We start from the raw sequence: 22407 nt of genomic DNA, 5'->3' as shown, positions 1-22407 counted from the left end.
CGGTCGGCAACCAGGCAAGCCTCACCAGGAGAAGTGCATGAGCAGCGTCGTCGCCGTCGTAAAAAGCATCATCGGCCAAGTGATTGCGGTATCCCCCGAAGGCGCCCAGCGCGTCCTGGTCGAAGGTGACCGTATCTATCAGGGCGAGCAGTTGCTCACCGGCGCTTCCGGCGCGGTGACGCTCGATGTCGGCAAGGGCAAGCTGGTGGACCTGGGCCGCGACAGCCAGTGGAGCAGCGCCGACCTGCCGCAGGCCGAGGCGCACCACGCCGCGGCGCAGCCGGCCAATGCGCCGAGCACCGAAGACCTGCAGAAAGCCATCGCCGCCGGCCTCGACCCGACCCAGGCGCTGGCGCCCACTGCAGCAGGCCCGACTGCCGCTCCTTCGGCAGCTGGCGGCAACGGTGGCGTTGGCGGCGGCCACAGCTTCGTGGTGCTGGACGCCACTGCCGGCCACGTCGATCCGACCATCGGCTACACCACCGCCGGCCTGGACAACGGCGGCTCCGCGGGTGACGAGCGCCAGGGCGAACTGCCGGCCAACCTCGCGCCGCAGTTCGAGGACGGCGGCAACGGCGTGCTGAACCTCACCACCGCCGAAGACACCCTGCTCACCGGTGCCTTCTCCGCCCGCGACCCGAATGGCGACCTGATCTCCTACAGCGTCGGCCAGGCACCGGCCAACGGCCTGCTGGTGCTCAACCCCGACGGCACCTGGCAGTACAACCCGAACGGCGACTACAACGGCGCCGACAGCTTCACCGTGATCGTCACCGACAGCCGTGGCGCGTCCAGCACCCTGGTCGTGAACGTCGGCATCACCCCGGTGAACGACGCTCCGGTGGCCACTGGCACCTATACCAGTGCCATCACTGACACCGCCGCCAACGATAGCTTCGCCGACATCAAGGGCCAACTGACCGCCACCGACGTCGACGACACCAACCTGACCTGGAGCGGCAGCGCCAAGGGCGCCTACGGCGAGCTGACCGTCAATGCCGATGGCAGCTACACCTACGTGGTCGACGCCAATGCGGTGAACGCCCTGCCGCTGGGCCAGAACCCGAGCGAGAGCTTCACCGTCACCGTCACCGATCCGTCCGGCGCCACCGATACCCGCGTCATCACCCTCAACGTCCAGGGTGCCAACGACACCCCGGTCGCCCAGGATGGCCAGGCCAGCGGCAACGAAGACAGCGTGATCGGCGGCCAACTGGTGGCCACCGACCGCGACACCGGCAGCACCCTCACCTTCACCACCAACGGCAATCCGCCGGCGGGCTTTACCCTGAAGCCGGACGGCAGCTGGACCTTCGATGGCAAGGACCCGGCCTACCAGCACCTGGCCGAGGGCGAGACCCAGATCGTGCAGGTGCCCTACACCGTCACCGATGAGCACGGAGCAACCAGCACCGCCACCCTCACCGTGACCCTGACCGGCACCAATGACGCGCCGGTCGCCCTGCCGGGCGCAGCCACCACCGAAGAAAACACCGTTCTCAACGGCCAGGTGCCGGCCGCCTCCGACGTGGACGGCAGCGTCGCCGGCTACCAACTGACCACCGGTGTCGGCAACGGCAATGGCAACCTGACTTTCAACCCGGACGGCAGCTACAGCTTCAACCCCGGCAAGGACTTCGACAGCCTGGCCCAGGGCGAGACCCGTGACGTCACCTTCACCTACCAGGCGAAGGACAACAACGGCGCGCTGAGCGACCCGCAGACCATCACCATCACCGTCACCGGCACCAACGATGCGCCGGTCGCCCTGCCGGGCGCGGCCATCACCGAAGAAAACACCGTTCTCAACGGCCAGGTCCCGGCCGCCTCCGACGTGGACGGCAGCGTCGCCGGCTACCAGCTGACCACCGACGTCGGCAACGGCAATGGCAACCTGACTTTCAACCCGGACGGCAGCTACAGCTTCAACCCCGGCAAGGACTTCGACAGCCTGGCCCAGGGCGAGACCCGTGACGTCACCTTCACCTACCAGGCGAAGGACAACAACGGCGCGCTGAGCGACCCGCAGACCATCACCATCACCGTCACCGGCACCAACGACGCGGCGGTGATCACCGGCCAGACCAGCGGCAGCGCCGACGAAACCAACGCCCCGGTCACCCTCGACGGCAAGCTGAACATCACTGATGTCGACGGCCCGGCCAGCTTCCAGGTCCAGACCGACACCGCCGGCACCAACGGCAAGTTCAGCGTCGCCGCTGACGGCAGCTGGTCCTACGTGGCCAACTCCGCCTTCAACGAGCTGAAGGTCGGCGAACACCTCACCGACACCTTCGTCGTGAAAGCCGCCGACGGTACCAGCACCCACGTGACCGTCACCATCAACGGCACCAACGACGCGCCGGTCGCCTCGGCCGCCACCGCCACCACTGAAGAGAACGCCGTTCTCAACGGCCAGGTTCCGGCTGCCACCGACGTGGACGGCACCGTCGTCAGCTACCAACTGACCACCGACGTCGCCCAGGGCAAGGGCTCGCTGACCTTCAACGGCAACGGCAGCTACAGCTTCGACCCGGGCACCGCGTTCGACCATCTGGCCGCCGGCGCCCAGGAGACCGTGACCTTCACCTACCAGGCGAAGGACAACAACGGCGCACTGAGCGATCCGCAGACTGTCACCATCACCGTCACCGGCACCAACGACGCACCGGTCGCCTATGCCGACAGCGCCACCACTGAAGAGAACACCGTCTTCAACGGCCAGGTGCCCGCAGCCACCGACGTGGACGGCAGCATCGCCGGCTATCAACTGACCACCGGCGTGGGCGCCAACAACGGCACCCTGACCTTCAATGCCGACGGCAGCTACAGCTTCAACCCCGGCAAGGACTTCGACAGCCTGGCCGACGGCGAATCCCGCGACATCACCTTCACCTACCAGGCGAAGGACGACAACGACGCCCTGAGCGCCCCGCAGACCATCACCATCACCGTCACCGGCAGCAATGACGCGCCGGTCGCCAGCGCCACCACCGGCGCGGTGAAGGAGGACGCGCAGATCAGCGGCCAGCTCGCCGCCACCGACGCTGACAACGGCGCCCAGCTCAGCTACGCCCTGGACAAGGCCGCCCCGGCCGGCTTTAGCGTCGACGCCGACGGCAAGTGGACCTTCGATGCCAGCGGCAGCGAGTACCAGCACCTGAAGGCCGGTGCCACGCAGACCCTCAGCATCCCGTTCACCGTCACCGACGAGCACGGCGCCACCAGCTCCAGCAGCCTGACCATCACCATCACCGGCACCAACGATGCACCGGTAGCCAACGCGGCGTCCGCCAAGGCCAGCGAAGACAAGCTCAGCTTCGGCAAACTGACTGCCAGCGATGTCGACGACGGCGCGAAGCTCAGCTTCAGCCTCAATGACAAGGCACCGGCCGGCTTCACCCTGTTCAAGGACGGCACCTGGGCCTTCAGCGGCCTCGACCCGGCCTACCAGAGCCTCGCCGCCGGCGAGACCAAGGTCCTGTCGATCGACTACACCGTCACCGACGAACACGGCGCCACCAGCACCAACACCCTGACGCTGACCGTCACCGGCACCAACGACACGCCGATCGCCCTGCCCTCGCTGCTCAATGGCGTCAAGGAAGATGCGCAGATCAGCGGCGAGCTGAAAGCCATCGACGTGGACAATGGCGCGCAGCTCACCTACAGCCTGAACAAGGCCGCTCCGGCGGGCCTGATCCTGGGCAGCGACGGCAAGTGGAGCTTCGATGCGGGCGATGCCGCCTACCAGCACCTGAAGGCTGGCGCGACCCAGCTCATCAGCGTGGGCTACACCGTCACCGACGAACACGGCGCCAGCACCCAGAGCGTGCTGGTGATCACAGTCACCGGCACCAACGATGCGCCCAAGGCTGACGCTGCTACTGCAGCCGCCCAGGAAGATGCCGTCAGCAAGGGCCAGCTCACCGCCACCGACGTGGACGACGGCGCCAAGCTGAGCTTCAGCGTCTCCGGCAACCCGCCGGCCGGCTTCACCCTGAAGACCGACGGCAGCTGGACCTTCGATGGCAAGGACCCGGCCTACCAGTCCCTCGCCGAAGGCGAGACCAAGGACATCCAGGTCAAGTACATCGTCACCGACGAACACGGCGCCACCGACACCCAGACCCTGACCATCACCGTCACCGGCAGCAACGACCCGGCCGTGATCGGCGGCGTGGCCAGCGTGAACGTCGATGAGACCAACGCCCCGGTCACCACCGGCGGCCTGCTGACCGTCAGCGACGTCGACGGCCCGGCCAGCTTCCAGGCGCAGAGCAACGTCGCCGGCAAGTACGGCACCTTCAGCCTGGGCTCCGATGGCACCTGGACCTACACCGCCAACGATGCCTACAACGAGCTCAAGCAGGACGAAAAGCTGACCGACAGCTTCACCGTCAAGGCGACCGATGGCACCAGCGCCACGGTCACCGTGAACATCGTCGGCACCAACGACGCGCCGGTGGCATTCGGCGACACCAGGACCACCGGCGAGAATACGGCCTTCACCAGCCAGGTTCCGGTGGCGACCGATATCGACGGCAGCGTCGTCGGCTACCAACTGGCCACCGACGTCGGCCAGGGTCATGGCAGCCTGACCTTCAATGCCGACGGCAGCTACACCTTCGAGCCGGGCACCGACTTCGACCACCTGGCCGCAGGCGAAAGCCAGGACGTCACCTTCACCTACCAGGCGAAGGACGACAACGGCGCGCTGAGCGACCCGCAGACCATCACCATCACCGTCACCGGCAGCAACGACGCCGCGGTCATCAGCGGCCAGACTTCGGTCAGCGTCAACGAGACCAACGCACCGATCAGCACCAGCGGCCAGCTGACCATCAGCGACGTCGACAGCCCGGAAACCTTCCAGGCGCAGAGCAACGTCGCCGGCAAGTACGGCACCTTCAACCTGGGCGCCGACGGCCAGTGGACCTACACCGCGAAATCCGCCTACAACGAGCTGAAGGTCGGTGAGACCCTGGTCGACACCTTCGCCGTGAAGGCCGCCGATGGCACCGCTTCCAGCGTCACCGTGAACATCGTCGGCACCAACGACGCGCCGGTCGCCTACCCGGCCAGCGCCAGCGCGGTCGAAGGCGGCATCAAGGACCTCGGCGTCGTGGCCAGCGCCACCGACGGCTCGTCCGTCACCCTGACCATCACCACCACCCAGCCGGGCGAAGCGGTCAGCTTCAACTGGAAATTCAGCACCAACGACGGCGGGTCGTACAACGACTTCGCCTACGTGCAGGTCAACGGCCAGAAGGTGCAACTGCTTTCCAGCGTGTCCACGGTCGGTGACGGCGGCAACTCGGGCCTGCAGACCTTCCAGCAGGTGTTCGACAAGCCGGGCACCTACACCATCGTCCTGGGCGTTTCCGATGCCACCGACACCGCCGTCGACTCGACCCTCGTACTGAGCAACCTGCCGTCGCAGGTGAGCGTCGGCAACGTGGTCGGCCAGGTCACCCACACCGGCAGCAACTGGACCCTTACCACCAACGGCGCCAACAACACCACCCTGGGCAACCAGCTCAAGCCCGTCAGCGAGATCACCGGCAAGCTGCAGGCCACCGACGTCGACCACAACGCCCAGCTGACCTTCAGCACCGCGCAGAACACCGCCGGCTTCACCCTGAAGTCCGACGGCAGCTGGCTGTTCGACGCCAAGGACCCGGCCTACGACAACCTCGCCCAGGGCGAGACGCAGACGCTGGCCATCCACTACACCGTGACCGACGAACACGGCGCCAGCGACACCAGCATCCTGACCCTCACTATCACCGGCACCAACGACGCACCGGTGGCCGGGGTGATGAAGGAAACCGTCTACGAAGACAGCAAGATCGGTGGCCAGCTGGCCGGCAGCGACGTCGACCACAACGCCGTGCTGACCTTCGCCACCACCGGCAGCCTGCCGGCGGGCTTCAGCAGCGACAGCAGCGGCAAATGGAGCTTCGACGCCAGCAATGCGGCGTACCAGCACCTGGCCGTGGGTGCGACCCAGGTCTTCACCGTCAACTACAGCGTCACCGACCAGTACGGTGCGAAGAGCACCAGCACCCTGACCATCACCGTCATCGGCACCAACGATGCGCCGCAGGCCAAGGCCGCCAGCGCTTCGGTGAATGAAGACAAGATCAGCGGCGGCACGCTCACCGCAACCGACGTCGACGACGGCCACGCGCTGTACTTCAGCCTGAAGGACGCCGCGCCCAGCGGCTTCACCCTGAACGCCGACGGCACCTGGAGCTTCAACGGCAACCACGCCGACTACCAGAAGCTCGGCGCCGGTGAGTCCCTCGAACTGCAGATCAAGTTCATCGTCACCGACGACAAGGGCGCCACCGACGAGAACGTCCTGACCCTGACCGTGAACGGCAGCAACGATGCCGCGATCATCAGCGGGGCGAAGATCGTCAACGTCTACGAGACCGACGCGCCGATCACCACCACCGGCAAGCTGGACGTCAGCGACGTCGACGGCCCGGACAGCTTCCAGGCCCAGACCAACGTCGCCGGCAAGTACGGCACCTTCAACCTCGGCACCGACGGCAACTGGACCTACGTCGCCAAGGATGCCTACAACGAACTGAAGCCGGGCGAGACGCTGACCGACACCTTCACCGTGAAGGCCGCCGACGGCACCAGCTCCAGCGTCACCGTGAACATCCTCGGCACCAACGATGCGCCCACCGCGTACGATGACAGCGTCACCATCGACGAGAACGGCCGCGTCAACGGCAAGGTACCGGCCGCTACCGACCCGGACGGCAAGGTCTCCAGCTACCAGCTGGTCACCGACGTCGGCCAGGGCAACGGCTCGCTGAACTTCAACTCCAGCGGGACCTACCACTTCGAGCCAGGCAGCGACTTCGACCACCTGGCCGCCGGCGAGAGCCAGGTCGTCACCTTCACCTACCAGGCGAAGGACGACAACGGCGCGCTGAGCGATCCGAAGACCATCACCATCACCGTCACCGGCAGCAACGACGCCGCCGTCATCAGCGGCGTGAAGTCCAGCAGCGTCAACGAGACCGACGCGCCGGTCAGCACCAGCGGCAAGCTCAACGTCAGCGACGTCGACGGCCCGGAAACCTTCCAGGCGCAGAACAATGTCGCCGGCAAGTACGGCACCTTCAACCTGGGCACCGACGGCAACTGGACCTACGTCGCCAAGGAGGCCTACAACGAACTGAAGGTCGGCCAGACCTACACTGACACCTTCACCGTGAAGGCCGCCGACGGCACCAGCGCCACCGTGACCGTGAACATCGTCGGCACCAACGACGCGCCGGCCGCCTTCGACGGCAGCGCGGCCACCGGGGAGAACACCGTTCTCAACGGCCAGGTCCCGAGCGCCACCGATGTCGACGGCACCATCGCCAGCTACCAGCTCGCCACCGACGTCGCCGCCGGCAAGGGCACCCTGACCTTCAACGCCAACGGCAGCTACAGCTTCAACCCGGGTAACGCCTTCGATCACCTGGCCGCCGGCCAGAGCGAAACCGTGTCCTTCACCTACCAGGCCAAGGACAACAACGGCGCGCTGAGCGATGCGAAGACCATCACCATCACCGTCAACGGCACCAACGATGCGCCGGTCGCCTACGCCGACAGCCAGACCACCGAGGAGAACACCGTTCTCAACGGCCAGGTCCCGGCTGCCACCGACGTCGACGGCACCGTGGCCAGCTACCAGCTCGACACCGGCGTAGCCGCTGGCAAAGGCACCCTGACCTTCAACAGCGACGGCAGCTACAGCTTCAATCCGGGCACCGCCTTCGACCACCTCGCCGCCGGCCAGAGCGAAGCCGTGACCTTCACCTACCAGGCGAAGGACAACGACGGCGCGCTGAGCGATCCGAAAACCATCACCATCACCGTCACCGGCACCAACGACGCGGCGGTGATCACCGGCCAGACCAGCGGCAGCGCCGACGAAACCAACGCCCCGGTCACCATCGACGGCAAGCTGAACGTCACCGACGTCGACGGCCCGGCCAGCTTCCAGGTCCAGACCGACACCGCCGGCACCTTCGGCAAGTTCAGCGTCGCCGCTGACGGCACCTGGAGCTATGTCACCAACGAGGCCTACAACGAACTGAAGGCCGGCGAGCACCAGACCGAGTCCTTCAACGTCCTGGCCGCCGACGGCACCAGCACCACCGTCACCGTGACCCTCAACGGCACCAACGATGCGCCGGTCGCCTACGCCGACAGCCAGACCACCGAAGAGAACACCGTCCTCAACGGCCAGGTCCCGAGCGCCACTGACGTCGACGGCACTGTCGCCAGCTACCAGCTCGCCACCAACGTGGCCGCTGGCAAAGGCACCCTGACCTTCAACAGCGACGGCAGCTACAGCTTCAATCCGGGCACCGCCTTCGACCACCTGGCCGCCGGCCAGACCCAGGACCTCACCTTCACCTACCAGGCGAAGGACAACAACGGCGCCCTGAGCGATCCGAAGACCATCACCATCACCGTCACCGGCACCAACGACGCGGCCGTGATCACCGGCCAGACCAGCGGCAGCGCCGACGAAACCAACGCCCCGGTGACCATCGCCGGCAAGCTGATCGTCAACGATGTCGACAGCCAGGCGGTCTTCCAGACCCAGACCAATACCGCCGGCACCAATGGCAAATTCAGCGTCGCCGCTGACGGCACCTGGTCCTACGTGGCCAACTCCGCCTTCAACGAGCTGAAGGTCGGCGAGCACCTCACCGACACCTTCGTCGTGAAAGCCGCCGACGGCACCAGCACCAACGTGACCGTCACCATCAACGGCACCAACGATGCGCCGGTCGCCTACGCCAATACCCAGACCACTGGCGAGAACACCGTGCTCCAGGGCAAGGTCCCGGCTGCCACTGACGTCGACGGCACCATCGCCAGCTACCAGCTCGCCACCAACGTGGCCGCCGGCAAAGGCACCCTGACCTTCAACGCAGACGGCAGCTACACCTTCAACCCGGGTACCGCCTTCGATCACCTGGCCGCCGGTGCTCACGAAACCGTGACCTTCACCTACCAGGCGAAGGACAACAACGGCGCCCTGAGCGATCCGAAAACCATCACCATCGACGTCACCGGCACCAATGACCGGCCGGTTGCAGTCGATGGCACCGCGTCCACCGAAGAGAACACCGTTCTTCACGGCCAGGTCCCGGCGGCCTCCGATATCGACGGCACCGTGGTCGGCTACCAGCTGACTACCGACGTTGCCCAGGGCAAGGGCAGCCTCGTCTTCAACGCCAACGGCAGCTACACCTTCACGCCGGGCACCGCCTTCGATCACCTGGCCGCCGGCCAGAGCGAAACCGTCACCTTCACCTACCAGGCGAAGGACGACGCCGGCGCGCTCAGCGATCCGAAGACCATCACCATCACCGTCAACGGCAGCAACGACGCCCCCAACGGCGCCGACAACACCATCACCCTGAACGAAGACAGCAGCCGCAGCTTCACCGTCGCCGACTTCGGCTTCAGCGACGCGGACGCCGGCGATACCTTGAGCGGCGTGCGCATCGACAGCCTGCCCAGCAACGGCACGCTGAAGTTCAACGGCAACGCCGTGACCGCAGGCCAGGTGATCGACGCCGCCGACCTCGGCAAGCTGGTGTTCACCCCGGCCGCCAACGCCAACGGCAACAACTACGCCAACTTCACCTTCTCGGTGAAGGACAGCAGCAACACCTACGACACCACGCCGAACAAGATCACCTTCAACGTGACGCCGGTGAACGACGCCCCGGTGGCGGTGAACGACAACTTCACCCTCAGCGGTCTGAAGGGCAACTACTGGGGCTACAACGAAGGGCCGGATGGCAGCAACCTGACCAGCCTGAGCCAGGTGACCGCCTTCATGAACGGTCACGCTGCCAGCGCCACCTTCACCTCCACCACCCTGAACTACAACCTCAGCGGCGGTGACCTGGGCGGCGACGGCAACCTGCAGAAGTTCCTCGGCAACGATGCCGGCTCGCTGAACACCGACCCGGCGAACACCTCCGATGCGATCATCCAGCTCACCGGGGCGATCAACCTCAACGCCGGCAACTACCAGTTGCGGGTGAACGCCGACGACGGTTTCAGCATCAAGATCGACGGCGTGGAGGTGTTCAAGTACGACGCCATCCAGAGCCCGACCGGTCGCGAATCGGCGGTGTTCACCATCGCCCAGAGCGGCAACCACAGCATCGAGATCGTCTACTGGGATCAGGGTGGCCAGGCCCAGCTGCAGGTGGAGATGCGCCCGCAGGGCGGCACCTACGCCACCGTGGGCGGCACCGCGCTGACCCACGCCGTGGGCGAGCTGGTGACCAACGAGGACACCGCGCTGACGATTGCCCCGCAGACCCTGCTGGGCAATGACAGCGACGTGGACGGCGACAGCCTGACCATCGTCAGCGTGCAGAACGCAGTGAACGGCAGTGTGAAGCTCGAGGGCGGCAACGTCGTCTTCACCCCGGCCAAGGACTTCAACGGCAGCGGCAGCTTCACCTACACCATCAGCGACGGCCACGGCGGCACCAGCACCGCGACCGTCACCGTGGGCGTCAACGCGGTGAACGATGCACCGGAAGCCAAGAACGACCTGCAGACCACCGGCGAGAACAACACGCTCAACGGCCAGGTACCGGCGGCCACCGACATTGACAGCGCGGTCAACCCCAACGGCTATGCCCTGGTACAGAGCGTGGGCGCCGGCAACGGTACCCTTGTCTTCAACGCCAATGGCAGCTACGTGTTCAACCCGGGCACCGACTTTGACTCGCTCAATGTCGGCGAATCGCGCCAGGTAACCTTCACCTACACCGCCAAGGACGCCCAGGGTGCGGTCAGCGCACCGGCCACCGTGACCATCACCGTGACCGGCAGCAACGACCTGCCCACCGCCACCGACAGCACCGTGACCCTGAACGAGGACGGCAAGCGCAGCTTCAGCGCCAGCGACTTCGGCTTCAGCGACAAGGACGCCGGCGACGCGCTCAAGGCCATCCGCATCGACAACCTGCCCAGCGCCGGCAGCCTGACCCTCAATGGCCAGTCGGTGACCGCCGGCCAGGTGATCGCCGTCAGCCTGCTCGCCAGCCTGGTCTACACCCCGGTGGCGAATGCCGCGGGCAACGCCTACGCGACCCTGAAGTTCTCGGTACAGGACAGCCACGACGGCTTCTCCAGCTCGTCCAGCACCCTGACCTTCAACGTCACCCCGGTGAACGATGCGCCACTGTCGGCGGACGGTTCGGCCAGCGTCTACGCCGGCAAGACCTACACCTTCGCCCTCAAGGACTTCGCCTTCAGCGACACCGCGGACTCCGCCAACGGCCAGAACCACAGCCTGCAGAACATCCTGATCAAGGCCCTGCCGGCTACTGGCAGCCTGCTGCTCAACGGCCAGGCCGTGACCGCCGGCCAGTCGATCAAGGCCAGCGATGTCTCCAGCGGCAAGCTGACCTACGTCCCGGACAGCTCGGGCAGCAACGCCCACTTCGAGTTCGCGGTTCAGGACAGCGGCGGCGTGGCCAACGGTGGTGTCGATACCTCGGGCACGTATGGCTTCGATATCCACGTCGGCCAGGTGCAGATCCCGAGCACCAACCCCAACGGCGACAACACACTCACCGGCGGCTCGGGCGATGACGTGATCCTCGGCGACGTCGGCGGCATCAAGACGCTCACCCAGGGTGGCACCAACTACAACATCGCCCTGGTGGTCGACACCTCCGGCAGCATGGCCTACAACCTCGCCGGCCAGTCCGGTGCGGCCTACGCCGATTCCCGGATGAAGCTGGTCAAGGACGCACTGATCAACCTGGCCAACGAGCTCAAGGGCCATGACGGGATCATCAACATCTCCCTGATCGGCTTCCAGAGCAGCGCCACGCTGAAGGTCAGCATCAGCGACCTGTCCGACGCCAACATCAACCAGTTGCTCACCGCCATCGGCCAATCCCAGTCCCAGGGGCTGCAGGCCAGCGGCGGCACCGACTACCAGGAAGCGTTCGGCCAGGCGGTCAGCTGGTTCAACACCCAGAAGAACGGCTACGAGAACGTCACCCTGTTCCTCACCGACGGCGACCCGACCGAGTCCAGCGGCAGCGGTACGCTGATGCAGAACACCACGCAAGCGTTCGCCAGCCTCTCGGCGCTCAGCGAAGTCCGTGCCATCGGCATCGGCACCAACGTCAACGAGAGCACCCTCAAGTACTTCGACAACACCAGCGTCACCGGTCTCGGCACGGTGTCCTACAACACCACTTCCACGCTGTTCACCTTCGACAACAACAGCGCCCTGCCGGGCTGGACGCTGACCAAGAGCTCCACCGGCTCGGTCGGCATCTCCGGCAACAAGCTGTCCATGACCGACACCAGTGCCAGCGGCTCCACCACCGCCATCACCTCGGACCTGACCGTCACCAAGAACAGCACCTCGACCTTCAGCTTCGACTTCACCGAAAGCATGCGCAGCGGCGACACCTTCACCTGGACGCTGAAGCAGTTCGTCAACGGCGCCTGGTCGACAGTGGAAACGCACACGCTGACGTCGTCGTCGAGCAACACCACCTACACCACCGACAAGGCGGTCGGCGAAGGCACCTATCGCATCGACTACGTGCTGACCGACAACACCACCGCCGGCACGGCCACCGTCACCCTCGACAACCTCAAGCAGATCACCACCACCCAGGCACCCACCGGGCAGGTGGACATCGTCAAGCAGGCCAGCGACCTCACGGCTGCGCTGCATGGCGGCTCCACCTCCACCGAGCTGGCGCCCTCGGGCCATGACACCATCTCCGGTGGCGCGGGTGACGACATCATCTTCGGTGACACCATCAACACCGATAACCTGCCCTGGGGCGTCAACGGCAACCCGGCCAAACCGGCCGACATGCCGGCGGGCTCGGGGGTCAGCGCCCTGTCGGCGTTCCTGGAGCTGAAGAACGGTCACACGGCGACCAGCGACGAGATGTACGACTACATCAAGGCCAACCACGCGCTGTTCAACGTCGAGGGCGATACCCGCGGCGGCGACGACCACCTGTATGGCGGCGATGGCAACGACATCCTCTACGGCCAGGGCGGCAACGATTTCCTGTTCGGCGAGAATGGCAACGACATCCTCTTCGGCGGCACCGGCGACGACCAGCTCACCGGCGGCAAGGGCGACGACATCCTCACCGGCGGTGCGGGTGCCGACACCTTCATCTGGAAGGCCGGCGATATCGGCAACGACACCATCACCGACTTCAAGGCCGGTGAAGGCGACCGCATCGACATCAGCGACCTGCTGCCAGAGACCGCGCACAACGACATCCTCAGCTACCTGAAGGTGGACACCACGACCTCGACCCTGCAGGTGAGCACCACCGGGCAGATCAACACCGGCGGGGCCGCGGACGTCACCATCAAGCTGAGCGGGGTCGACCTCTCCGCCTACGGCTCGACCTCCACCGAGATCGTCAACAAGCTGGTGGCGGGTTCCGACCCGGTGGTCAAGACTGAGCATCACTGATCCACGGTTGCCGCAAGGCTTCCAAACGGTCAGGCTCTGACACGGCGACAGCGGGGCCTCCCTTCGGGGTGGTTCCGCTGTCGTTCCTTCACATCACGAGAAATGGGGACCGGTCGATGCTGTACATCCAGCGCAACGCCGAGGGGAAGATCGCGCGCGTCGAGGACGCCGAGTTCGACGGGATGACCGGCACCCTGCCGGCGGACCACCCGGACATCCAGGCCTGGGCCGCCGAGAGCAGCCTGCTGCAGCTCAAGCAGAGCGACCTGGACATGATCCGGGTACTGGAGGACTTGATCTCGGTGCTGATCACCAAGGGCGTGATCCGCATCACCGACCTGCCGCCAGCGGCGCGCTCCAAGCTGCTCAACCGGACGCAGGCCCGTGAAGCGCTGGGCGGGCTGACCCGGCTGATCAACGACGACGAGGAAACGGGGCTGATCTGAGCCCCGTTTTCTTTTCCGCGACGGCCCCTGTAGGAGCGAGCTTGCTCGCGAACAAGCTCCGCTGCGAGGCCAGGTTCGCGAGCANNCTCGCTCCTACAGAAAGCAGCTCCTTATCAGCTATGGCTTTGGCTTTGGCTCTGAAGACTTCCAGAGAAACGCCCGAGCACTCCGGACGGCCCCTTTCAGGAGGCCTCGTTGAAGCGGAGTTTCAGGGGTTGAGCGACATGGATGTCGCGAGAGCCACGATGGGCCAGGGATGGCCCGTCGTGGCGNNNCCCTGAAACTGCGCTTCAACGAGGGTATTTTTCGCCTAAGCGAAAAACCGGATGGAGGGGCAAGCCTTCTTGGTTACTTCTTCGGCGTCTGGAAGAAGTGACTCGCCCGAGGGGGCGAAACAAGAATCTCGCGCTTACGCCGAAGCGGCGAAGGAACAACGAAGCTCGGGCAACAACATCGCGGGCATGGCCCGCTCCTACAGGTCAGTTACGGCGAGTCACCAGGGCGCCGGCCCACCGAACAACTGCCCCTGCACGCCCTGAATCCCCATTTCCTTCAGCACGCGGAATTCCCCGGCCGTCTCCACGCGCTCGGCGATCAGCGGCAGGTCGATGCTGTGCGCGGCCCGCTGCATCGCCTCGATGAACAGGCGCTTGTCGTTCTCCTGGTCGATATGGCGGATATGGCTGCCATCGACCTTGAGGTACGCCAGCCCCAGGCGGGCCAGGTTGCCGATCATGCTGAAGCGCCCGCCGAAGTGCTGCAGGCTCAGGCGATAACCCAGCTCGCTGAGGCGGCGGGTCAGCGCTTCCAGCACCGGTTGCGCCGGCAGCTGGTCTTCTTCCAGCTCCAGGGTCAGGCGCCCGGCGAATTGCGGGTGCTGACGCAGCAGGTCGAACACGCGGGTGGTCGCCCACTCATCGCGCAGCAGCGCGGCGGAAAGGTTCAGCGCCAGCGGGCGGTTGTGCCTGGCCATGTCCGCCAGCACGCTTTCGAGCATCAGCAGGTCCAGCCGCGCGGTCCAGCCGAAGCGGTCCAGCCAGGGCAGGAAGCGCCCGGCGGCGATGCTGCCGCCCTGCCCGTCCGGCAGGCGCGAGAGCACCTTGTAATGCAGCACTACCTGCGGGTCGGCACAGGACACTACCGCCTGGAAATGCAGCTGGAAGCGCTTGTGCACCAGCGCCTGGTCCAGCAACTGATGCCAGCTGTGGCGCTCCTCGGCGACCGGCTTGGCGCCGCCCTGGAGGAAGGCCCAGCAGCTGTCGTTCTGCCGCTCGGCCTGCACCAGCGCCTCGTCCGCGCGCTGCAACAGCGACTGCGCCGATTCGCCGGAAACGAAGGGCACCAGCCCCAGGCAAGCTACCGGGCTCACATCGCTGGCTCCCGTGGTCGCCAGCGCGGCCAGCATGCCCTCCAGGCGCATCGCCAGGGCCGGCGCGTCCTCGGGCATCAGCCCCGGCGCCAGCATCACGAACTCGCCGCCACGGCTGCGCGCCAGGGTCAGGCCGGAGCCCAGCCCCTGCCCGGACAGACGCAACTGGTCGGCTACCGCCTTGAGCAACTGGTCAACGCGCTGGCCGCCCAGGCGCTGGTTCAGCCCGGCGAGGTCGTTGACCCGCAGCACCAGCAGCACGCCGCTGTTGACCTGGTCTTCGGCGCTCAGGCGATTGTTCAGCTGCATGTCGAAGAAGCGCCGGTTACCCAGCCCGGTCAGGCTGTCCTGGTAGGCCTCGTCGCGCAGGCGTTCGCTGCGCTGGGCCTGCTCCTGGAACAGCGCCTTGAGCTTCTCCACCATCTGGTTCATGGCCTGCACCACGCGGCGCAACTCCGGGGTGCGCGGCAGCTCCGGCAGGCTGAGGAATTCACGGCGGGCGATGGCGTGGGATTGCGCCACCATGTAGTCCAGCGGTTTCAACTGGCGACGCAGCAGGATGGCGCCGAGCACGGCGCTGGCGATGCCGCACAGCACCAGCCAGAGCAGGCTGCCCAGGGCGCTCTGCCAGAGCTTGGCGATGGCGAACATCGGGTGGCTGAGCACCTCGACCCGCGCCGCCTGGGTCCAGCCACGGCTGACGATGGCGTCGCCGCCAGCCGAGTGCAGGTCGATCAGCGCGATGAACCACTGCGGCACCTTGGCCGCCACCGCGTCGGGCACCCCGGTGCGCTCCACCATCACCTTGCCGGTGGCCAGGTCGATCACCCGGATGCTCTCGAAGTAGCCACTGTCGAAGATCGAGCTGACCATCAGCTCGACCATCGCCGGGTCGTCGATGTTCGGCGTCAGCGACAGGCCCAGCGCGGTGGCCGCGTCCTGGGCGTGGGAGCGCAGCTGGTTGCCGTACTGCTCGCGAGAGCTTTCCAGGCCGACCATGAAGCTGCCGCTGAAGGCGATCACCAGGAACAGGCAGATGGCGATCAACAACTGTTTGAACAGGGACATCGTGTCTCCAGGCTCCCCCCGCGGGAGCTATTCGTGTCGGTGCAGCTTTCGGTTGCGTGGCTATTCATCCAGAGGGAAGCCTTCGGCCTTCATCTTCTTCAGCAGGTCCTGCCAGCGCGACAGCCGCTTGCTGTCGCCTACCTGCTTGCTGCCGCCCGCGCCATTGCCGGCGAGCCACAGGCCCTCGCCGTTGAACGCGTAGACCGGTTGCAGGTCGCTGCGCTGGCTGGCCGGCAGGATGCTGCCGATCAGGTTGTCCAGCACCAGCGGTACGGCGTCGGGCCGTGGGTAATACGTGAGCACCATATGTGCCTGGTTCAGGCGCAGCGCCTTGACGTAGGTAATGCGCAGCTTCTGTGCCGGCACGCCCAGGTGTCGCAGGCTGATGTACTTGGCGATGGCGAAATCCTCGCAATCGCCGGCGCCCTTGAGCAAGGCCTCGACCGGCGTGGCCCAGTAGTCCACTTCGTGCCAGAGGCTCAGGTCATCGGTGAAGCGCAGCTGCTCGTTGAAGAAGCGATTGACCGCCTGCAGCTGGTCACGCTCGCTCGCCGTGACCTGTTGCGCGAGCAGCTTCTGCCAGGCGTCGATGCGCACCTGGCCGTCGCCCAGCGGCCCGTATAGGCGAGCGGATTGCTGGCTGATCCGCTTGAAGTCCCACTCGACCTGCTGCGCCCCCGCCAGGACGCCGAGCGAAGCCGCCAGCATCAGGGCCAACGGCCCCGGCCAGCGACGACGCAACACCCTGGAACAACGGTTGAGCACGATCGCGACTACTCGACTGCGAGCGCCGGCAACCAGCTGCGGGCGCAGGGGTGGCATGGTGCAGACTGGCCGCGAAAAAAACAATGGCACAATGCAATCATTGCAGTGTGCCATCCAGGGGAGACGCGGCCTGGCGGGGAACCGGCCGCGTCGGAGGGGAAAGGCTCAGCTCTTCTGCGGCGGGGTGACGATGTCGAACCAGAAGTTGAAGTCTTCCAGCATGCCGAACAGCTTGGCCAGCAGCAGCGGGTTGCCCGAGCTCTTGAGCTTGCCCTCGAACACCAGGCGCACCGGCGAGACTTCCTTGAGCATCAGGCGGTTGAGGTCGGCACGGTCGATGGTCACGGTCTGCCCGGCGTTCTCGCTCTGCACGCCCTTGATGTTGTTCAGGTGCGAGTTCTTCAGCTCCAGCAGGTACTGTTCGTTCCTGTCCGGCAGCACCAGGTTGATGGCGAAGTCCTCGCCCTCGGCCTTCTCCGCGTTCAGGCGCACGCCCAGGTAGTCGAACAGCAGGCCGGTATCCATCGCCGCCAGCGCATCGGGGCTGCCCGACTTCATCGACGGCAGGTCACTCGGCACACCGTTGCGCAGCTCCTGCGCGGCCGTCAGGTAGCTGTTGCGCCAGCCGGCGTTCTCGGCCTGGTAGCCAAGCTGCTCCAGGGCGTCGGCCTGCAGGTTGCGTGCGGCCTGGTTGGTCGGGTCGGCGAAGACCAGCTTGTTGACCACCTCCACCACCCAGCGGTACTCGCCCTTGTCGAACGAAGCCTTGGCCATCTGCAGCAGGTGATCGGCGCCGCCCATGAACTCGACGTACTTCACCGCCGAATCCTCCGGCGCCAGCGGGTTCAGCGTCGCCGGGTTGCTGTCGTAGTAGCCCAGGTACTTGTTCACCACCGCGCGCACGTTGTGGCTGACGCTGCCGTGGTAGCCGCGGTTGAACCATTCGTTGGCCAGCTCCGGCGGCACTTTCAGGCGCTCGTGGATCTGGTTGATGGTCACCCCGTTGTTGGCCAGGTGCAGGGTCTGGTCGTTCAGGTAGCCGTACATGTCACGCTGTTTCTCCAGGGTGCGGACGATGTCCTCGTGCCCCCAGCGCGGCCAGTTGTGCACCGCGAACATCACCTCGGCCTGGTCGCCGAAGCGGTGCAGCGCCTCGTTGATGTACTTGCTCCAGCCCAGCGGGTCGCGCGTCTCGGCGCCGCGCAGGGTGTAGAGGTTGTGCAGGGTCGCGGTGACGTTCTCGGCCATCAGCAGCGCCTTCTGCTGCGGCAGCCAGACGTTCATTTCCGCCGGCGATTCAGTGCCCGGAGTGTTCTGGAAGGTGAAGGGTACGCCGTCGATTTCCAGGTCCTGCAGGTTGCCCTCGATCAGCCTGGTCGGCGCGATGATGCTCATCGGGCCGTGGGCGACGCCCTTGCCGATGGCCATGTCGACCTGGCCATTCGGCCCCTTGGGCAGCAGGGTGCCGTACTGGTAGGTGGCGCGGCGCAGCATGGCGTTGCCGGCCAGCACGTTCTCCTTGATCGCCGCCTCCATGAAGCCCTTGGGCGCGATGACCTGCACCTCGCCCTTGTCCACCTGCTCCTGGCTGACCAGGCCCTTCACGCCGCCGAAGTGGTCGATGTGGGCATGGCTGTAGATGATCGCGCGGATCGGCTTCTGTCCCAGCTCCTGGCTCACCAGGGCGTAGGCGGCCCTGGAGGTCGCCGGGGTGGTCAGGGTGTCGATGACGATCCAGCCGGTCTTGCCTTCGATGAAGGTGGTGTTGGCGAGGTCGAAGCCGCGCACCTGGTAGATGCCGTCGGTCACCTTGAACAGGCCGTAGCTGAGGTTCAGCTGGGCCTGGCGCATCAGGCTCGGGTTGACGCTGGCGACGTCCCTGGCGGCCTTGAGGAAGTCGTAGCCGCCCAGTTGCCAGGCGACCGTGCCGTCCTCGTTCTTGATCACGAGGTTCTCGGGACGCTTGATCAGTCCCTTCTCCACCCGGTCGAAGTCGGCGCGGTCACTGAACGGCAGCGACTGGCGTACCTGTTCCTGCGCGGCCTGGGTAAAGGAAGTCGGGGGCTTGGGCTGTTCGGCGGCGACCAGCAGGCCGGGGCAGAGGCTGGCAAGCAGCACGGCTGCGGAAAGACGGGACATCGGAGGGCTCCGGTATTTGTAGTTGTGCTCGCACTATGCCGGCCGTCGCGCTAATAATTCCAATGCATTCCAACTTCACAATCAATGCAGGAAGCGCATGAGCGATCTTCGCCAGCTACGCCACTTCGTCGCCCTCGCCGAGCACGGTCACTTCGCCCGCGCCGCGGATGCGGTGAATCTTAGTCAACCCGCCCTGTCGCGGAGCATCCAGGCGCTGGAAGGCCAGTTGAATTGCCAGTTGGTCGACCGCAACCCGCGCGGCGTCACCCTCACCGCCCACGGCCGGCTGGTGCTTGAACACGCCCGCCGCCTGCTGGCCGGTGATCGCGCGCTGAAGAATGCGGTGCTGCAACTGGCCGACCTGGAAACCGGCGAACTGCGCCTGGGCGCCGGCCCCTTCCCCGGCGCGCGGTTGATGCCACAGGTGCTCGCGCGCTACAGCAGCGCGCACCCGAAGGTATCGATCCTGCTCTCCATCGAGAACTGGAGCGAACTGCACCAGCGCCTGCTGGACGACGAGCTGGAACTGTTCATCGCCGACTATCGCGAACTGGAGGGAGACAGCCGTCTGGACATCCTGCCGCTGCGGGTGCACCGGGGAGTGCTGTTCTGCCGGCCGGGGCATCCGCTGATCGGCAGCGCGCCCTCGGTGGAGCGCCTGCTCGACTTCCCGCTTGCCGGCCCGCGCCTGCCCCGTGACGCCCATGAAGGCATGGTGCGCGCCCTTGGCCGCGAACAGCCACTGAGTGTGCAATGTGACGACGTGTTGATGCTCAAGGAGCTGGTGAAGGGCAGCGACGTGCTCTGCCTGGCCACCTGGGATGTGGTGGCCACCGACGTGGAGGCCGGCCGCCTGGCCATACTGCCCTGGCCCGGCGGCAATGACGCCTCGGGGCGTGGCTCGGCCTACGCCCTGGTGCGCCATGCCAGCCGCAGCCTGTCACCTGCGGCCAGCCAGTTTGTCGAGTTGTTGCTGGAGGAAGACGCGGCGTTCAACGCCGCGTCGTGAGGATCAACGGCGCCAGCCCTGGTGCGGGCCACCGTAGTAGGCCGGCGGCGGTGCCGGCTGGTAATAGCGAGGACCATCCCGCCAACCGCCGTGACCGTGCCCCGGCGGCGGAAGGATCACGCAGCCAACCAGCGGGAGAAACAACAGTGCAGCAGCAAAGATACGACGCATGGCGCCTCCATCAAGCGAGCCGGCCGCCCTGCCGGAGTGCGGGGCGTACATTCTTCCGGTCTCGCAAGATCAGACATGTCTGTCAGAAGGCGGTGCCACAGGCGAAGGTAAAGCTTGGGTAAATCAGCCGTTTACAGTTTCCAGGCGGCGAAGCTTGCGGCTCTGCAGGTGCAGCACGCCGAACAGCAGGACCTGCACTTTCTCCGTGACCGAGCGCCGGCGCGCCAGCAACAGCACCTCGCCCACATGCACCACCAGCAGGATCGCGGAGAGCCACAGCAGCGGGCGGTGCAGCTCGCCGAAGGGGTAGATCAGGTTGAGCACGGCGGCGACCCAGAACATGGTCAGCGCGCCCTTGGCGAAGCTCAGCAACTCGGACATGGCGATGGATTCCTCGAAGGTGAAGGTCGCTGCAGTCTGCCGCCCGGCACGCCCCGCACGCTCCTGCCTTTCGACTGGCCCCGCGCACCAGGATGCGGCGTCGCGCTTCATTTGAGGGCGGGCGAATGCCCTCGCGTGCACCGAAAAACATCCACCACTCCACCGTAGCCCTTCTGCCCCGGCACTTTCGCCAACTTGGCACGCCGCTCGCTTTGTCTCAGGCGTGCAGGAACGATCCGAAGCACTCGGACAGCGGCACCACAATTTGAAATGGATGACTAGGGTTCCGGCTCGCCAAGCGAGTGACTGGTCCGAGAGTCATCGACCTCCAGCGAGGTTACACGGCGGGACAAAAGCCCGGGAGACGAGAGCGACAAGTGCCGCCCGACTCCTGCCTGCCCGACAATCGACTGGAGATGCTCCATGCGCAAGCCCCTTCTGACCGCCCTGTTCGCTGCCGGCCTCGCCGCCTTCAGCCTCTCGGCCTCCGCCGCCGCGAAGAACAGCTTCAACCTCTGCTGGACCATCTACGCCGGCTGGATGCCCTGGGAATACGCGGCCAGCCACGGCATCGTCGACAAGTGGGCGAAGAAGTACGGCATCGAGATCAAGGTCACCCAGCTCAACGACTACATCGAGTCGATCAACCAGTACACCGCCGGCCAGTTCGACGGCTGCACCATGACCAACATGGACGCCCTGACCATCCCCGCCGCCGGCGGCGTCGACTCCACCGCGCTGATCGTCAGCGACTTCTCCAACGGCAACGACGGCATCGTCCTCAAGGGCGAAGGCAAGACCCTGGCCGACCTCAAGGGCCTGGACGTCAACCTGGTGGAGCTTTCCGTCTCCCATTACCTGCTCGCGCGCGCCCTGGAGAATGCCCGTCTCACCGAGAAGGACGTGAAGACGGTGAATACCTCCGACGCCGACATCGCCGCTGCCTTCAACACCGACGACGTGCAAGCCGTCACCACCTGGAACCCGATGCTCGCCGAAGCCCGCGCCAAGCCGGGCACCACCGAAGTGTTCAACTCCAGCCAGATCCCCGGCGAGATCATGGACATGATGGTGGTCAACAGCGCCGTCCTGAAGGACAACCCCGCCCTGGGCAAGGCGCTGACCGGCGCCTGGTTCGAGACCGTCGCGCTGATGCAGGGCGACAGCGCCGAAACCCGCGCCGCGCTGGAGCACATGGCCAAGGCCTCGGGCACCGACCTCGCCGGTTACCAGGGCCAGCTCGCCACCACCAAGCTGTTCGCCACGCCGCAGGAAGCGCTGGCCTTCGCCACCAGCCCGAAACTGCCGGCGACCATGGACAAGGTGGCAGCCTTCTCCTTCGCCCACGGCCTGCTCGGCGAAGGCGCGAAGAGCGCCGACGCAGTGGGCATGAGCTTCGCCGGCGGGCTGTCCACCGGCGACGCGAAGAACCTCAAGCTGCGCTTCGATCCGAGCTACGTGCAGATGGCGGCTGACGGCAAGCTCTGACGCTCTTCGTAGGAGCGAGCTTGCTCGCGAACCGCAT

The 22407-nt window shown here is 66.0% G+C and carries 9 protein-coding genes and 1 riboswitch; of the genes, 4 read left to right on the top strand and 5 right to left on the bottom strand.

All coding sequences use genetic code 11. The features are described from left to right. Positions 1 to 37 precede the first annotated feature (37 nt). Positions 38 to 13534 carry a retention module-containing protein gene (locus tag UB43_RS29915; RefSeq protein WP_045209746.1) on the top strand — a complete coding sequence of 4499 codons (13497 nt, stop codon included), beginning with the start codon at positions 38 to 40 and terminating at the stop codon, positions 13532 to 13534. Between the two features lie 116 nt (positions 13535 to 13650). After that, on the top strand, positions 13651 to 13980 hold the full coding sequence (locus UB43_RS07155) for a hypothetical protein (protein ID WP_045209745.1): 330 nt from the start codon (positions 13651 to 13653) through the stop codon (positions 13978 to 13980). A gap of 493 nt (positions 13981 to 14473) precedes the next feature. On the opposite strand, the gene lapD is transcribed toward UB43_RS07155, so the two are convergent. The 3 genes from lapD to UB43_RS07140 form a co-directional block, all read right to left on the bottom strand. Next, positions 14474 to 16417, bottom strand: a complete 1944-nt coding sequence (gene lapD, locus UB43_RS07150; RefSeq protein ID WP_045209744.1) for a cyclic di-GMP receptor LapD — start codon at positions 16415 to 16417, stop codon at positions 14474 to 14476. A 60-nt stretch (positions 16418 to 16477) separates the two neighbouring features. Next, positions 16478 to 17125 (bottom strand): cysteine protease LapG, encoded by a 648-nt coding sequence (gene lapG / locus UB43_RS07145; RefSeq protein WP_045209743.1) that lies wholly within the window; start codon positions 17123 to 17125, stop codon positions 16478 to 16480. A gap of 222 nt (positions 17126 to 17347) precedes the next feature. Continuing rightward, positions 17348 to 19321, bottom strand: coding sequence for an alkyl/aryl-sulfatase (locus UB43_RS07140; protein ID WP_045209742.1), 1974 nt, complete (start codon positions 19319 to 19321; stop codon positions 17348 to 17350). A gap of 97 nt (positions 19322 to 19418) precedes the next feature. On the opposite strand from UB43_RS07140, the gene UB43_RS07135 reads away from it, so the two are divergent. Then, the gene (locus UB43_RS07135) at positions 19419 to 20330 is read left to right on the top strand and encodes a LysR family transcriptional regulator (protein WP_045209741.1); all 912 of its coding nucleotides are present in this window, start codon (positions 19419 to 19421) and stop codon (positions 20328 to 20330) included. 3 nt (positions 20331 to 20333) lie between these two features. Here the strand turns inward: UB43_RS07135 and UB43_RS29540 are convergent, their stop codons facing one another. Together UB43_RS29540 and UB43_RS07130 are read right to left on the bottom strand one after the other, a co-directional pair. Continuing rightward, on the bottom strand, positions 20334 to 20501 hold the full coding sequence (locus UB43_RS29540) for a hypothetical protein (RefSeq protein ID WP_156160365.1): 168 nt from the start codon (positions 20499 to 20501) through the stop codon (positions 20334 to 20336). A 123-nt stretch (positions 20502 to 20624) separates the two neighbouring features. Next, positions 20625 to 20882, bottom strand: a complete 258-nt coding sequence (locus tag UB43_RS07130; RefSeq protein WP_045209740.1) for a DUF1145 domain-containing protein — start codon at positions 20880 to 20882, stop codon at positions 20625 to 20627. Between the two features lie 267 nt (positions 20883 to 21149). Then, positions 21150 to 21248, top strand: a riboswitch (guanidine-I (ykkC/yxkD leader). A 57-nt stretch (positions 21249 to 21305) separates the two neighbouring features. Here UB43_RS07130 and UB43_RS07125 point away from each other — a divergent pair. Then, a complete protein-coding gene (locus tag UB43_RS07125) occupies positions 21306 to 22370 on the top strand; it encodes a putative urea ABC transporter substrate-binding protein (protein WP_045209739.1) in 1065 nt (354 codons plus the stop codon). Positions 22371 to 22407 lie beyond the last annotated feature (37 nt).

This window comes from Pseudomonas sp. 21 (genome assembly GCF_000955805.1).
Taxonomy (GTDB): domain Bacteria; phylum Pseudomonadota; class Gammaproteobacteria; order Pseudomonadales; family Pseudomonadaceae; genus Pseudomonas.
This window is presented reverse-complemented; position numbering and strand designations above follow the sequence as displayed.

Coding starts and splice junctions, on each gene's coding strand:
- UB43_RS07140 (WP_045209742.1), bottom strand. CDS start 19,321: ATGTCCCGTCTTTCCGCAGCCGTGCTGCTTGCCAGCCTCTGCCCCGGC.
- UB43_RS07135 (WP_045209741.1), top strand. CDS start 19,419: ATGAGCGATCTTCGCCAGCTACGCCACTTCGTCGCCCTCGCCGAGCAC.
- UB43_RS07125 (WP_045209739.1), top strand. CDS start 21,306: ATGCGCAAGCCCCTTCTGACCGCCCTGTTCGCTGCCGGCCTCGCCGCC.
- UB43_RS29540 (WP_156160365.1), bottom strand. CDS start 20,501: ATGCGTCGTATCTTTGCTGCTGCACTGTTGTTTCTCCCGCTGGTTGGC.
- UB43_RS07130 (WP_045209740.1), bottom strand. CDS start 20,882: ATGTCCGAGTTGCTGAGCTTCGCCAAGGGCGCGCTGACCATGTTCTGG.
- lapG (WP_045209743.1), bottom strand. CDS start 17,125: ATGCTGGCGGCTTCGCTCGGCGTCCTGGCGGGGGCGCAGCAGGTCGAG.
- lapD (WP_045209744.1), bottom strand. CDS start 16,417: ATGTCCCTGTTCAAACAGTTGTTGATCGCCATCTGCCTGTTCCTGGTG.
- UB43_RS29915 (WP_045209746.1), top strand. CDS start 38: ATGAGCAGCGTCGTCGCCGTCGTAAAAAGCATCATCGGCCAAGTGATT.
- UB43_RS07155 (WP_045209745.1), top strand. CDS start 13,651: ATGCTGTACATCCAGCGCAACGCCGAGGGGAAGATCGCGCGCGTCGAG.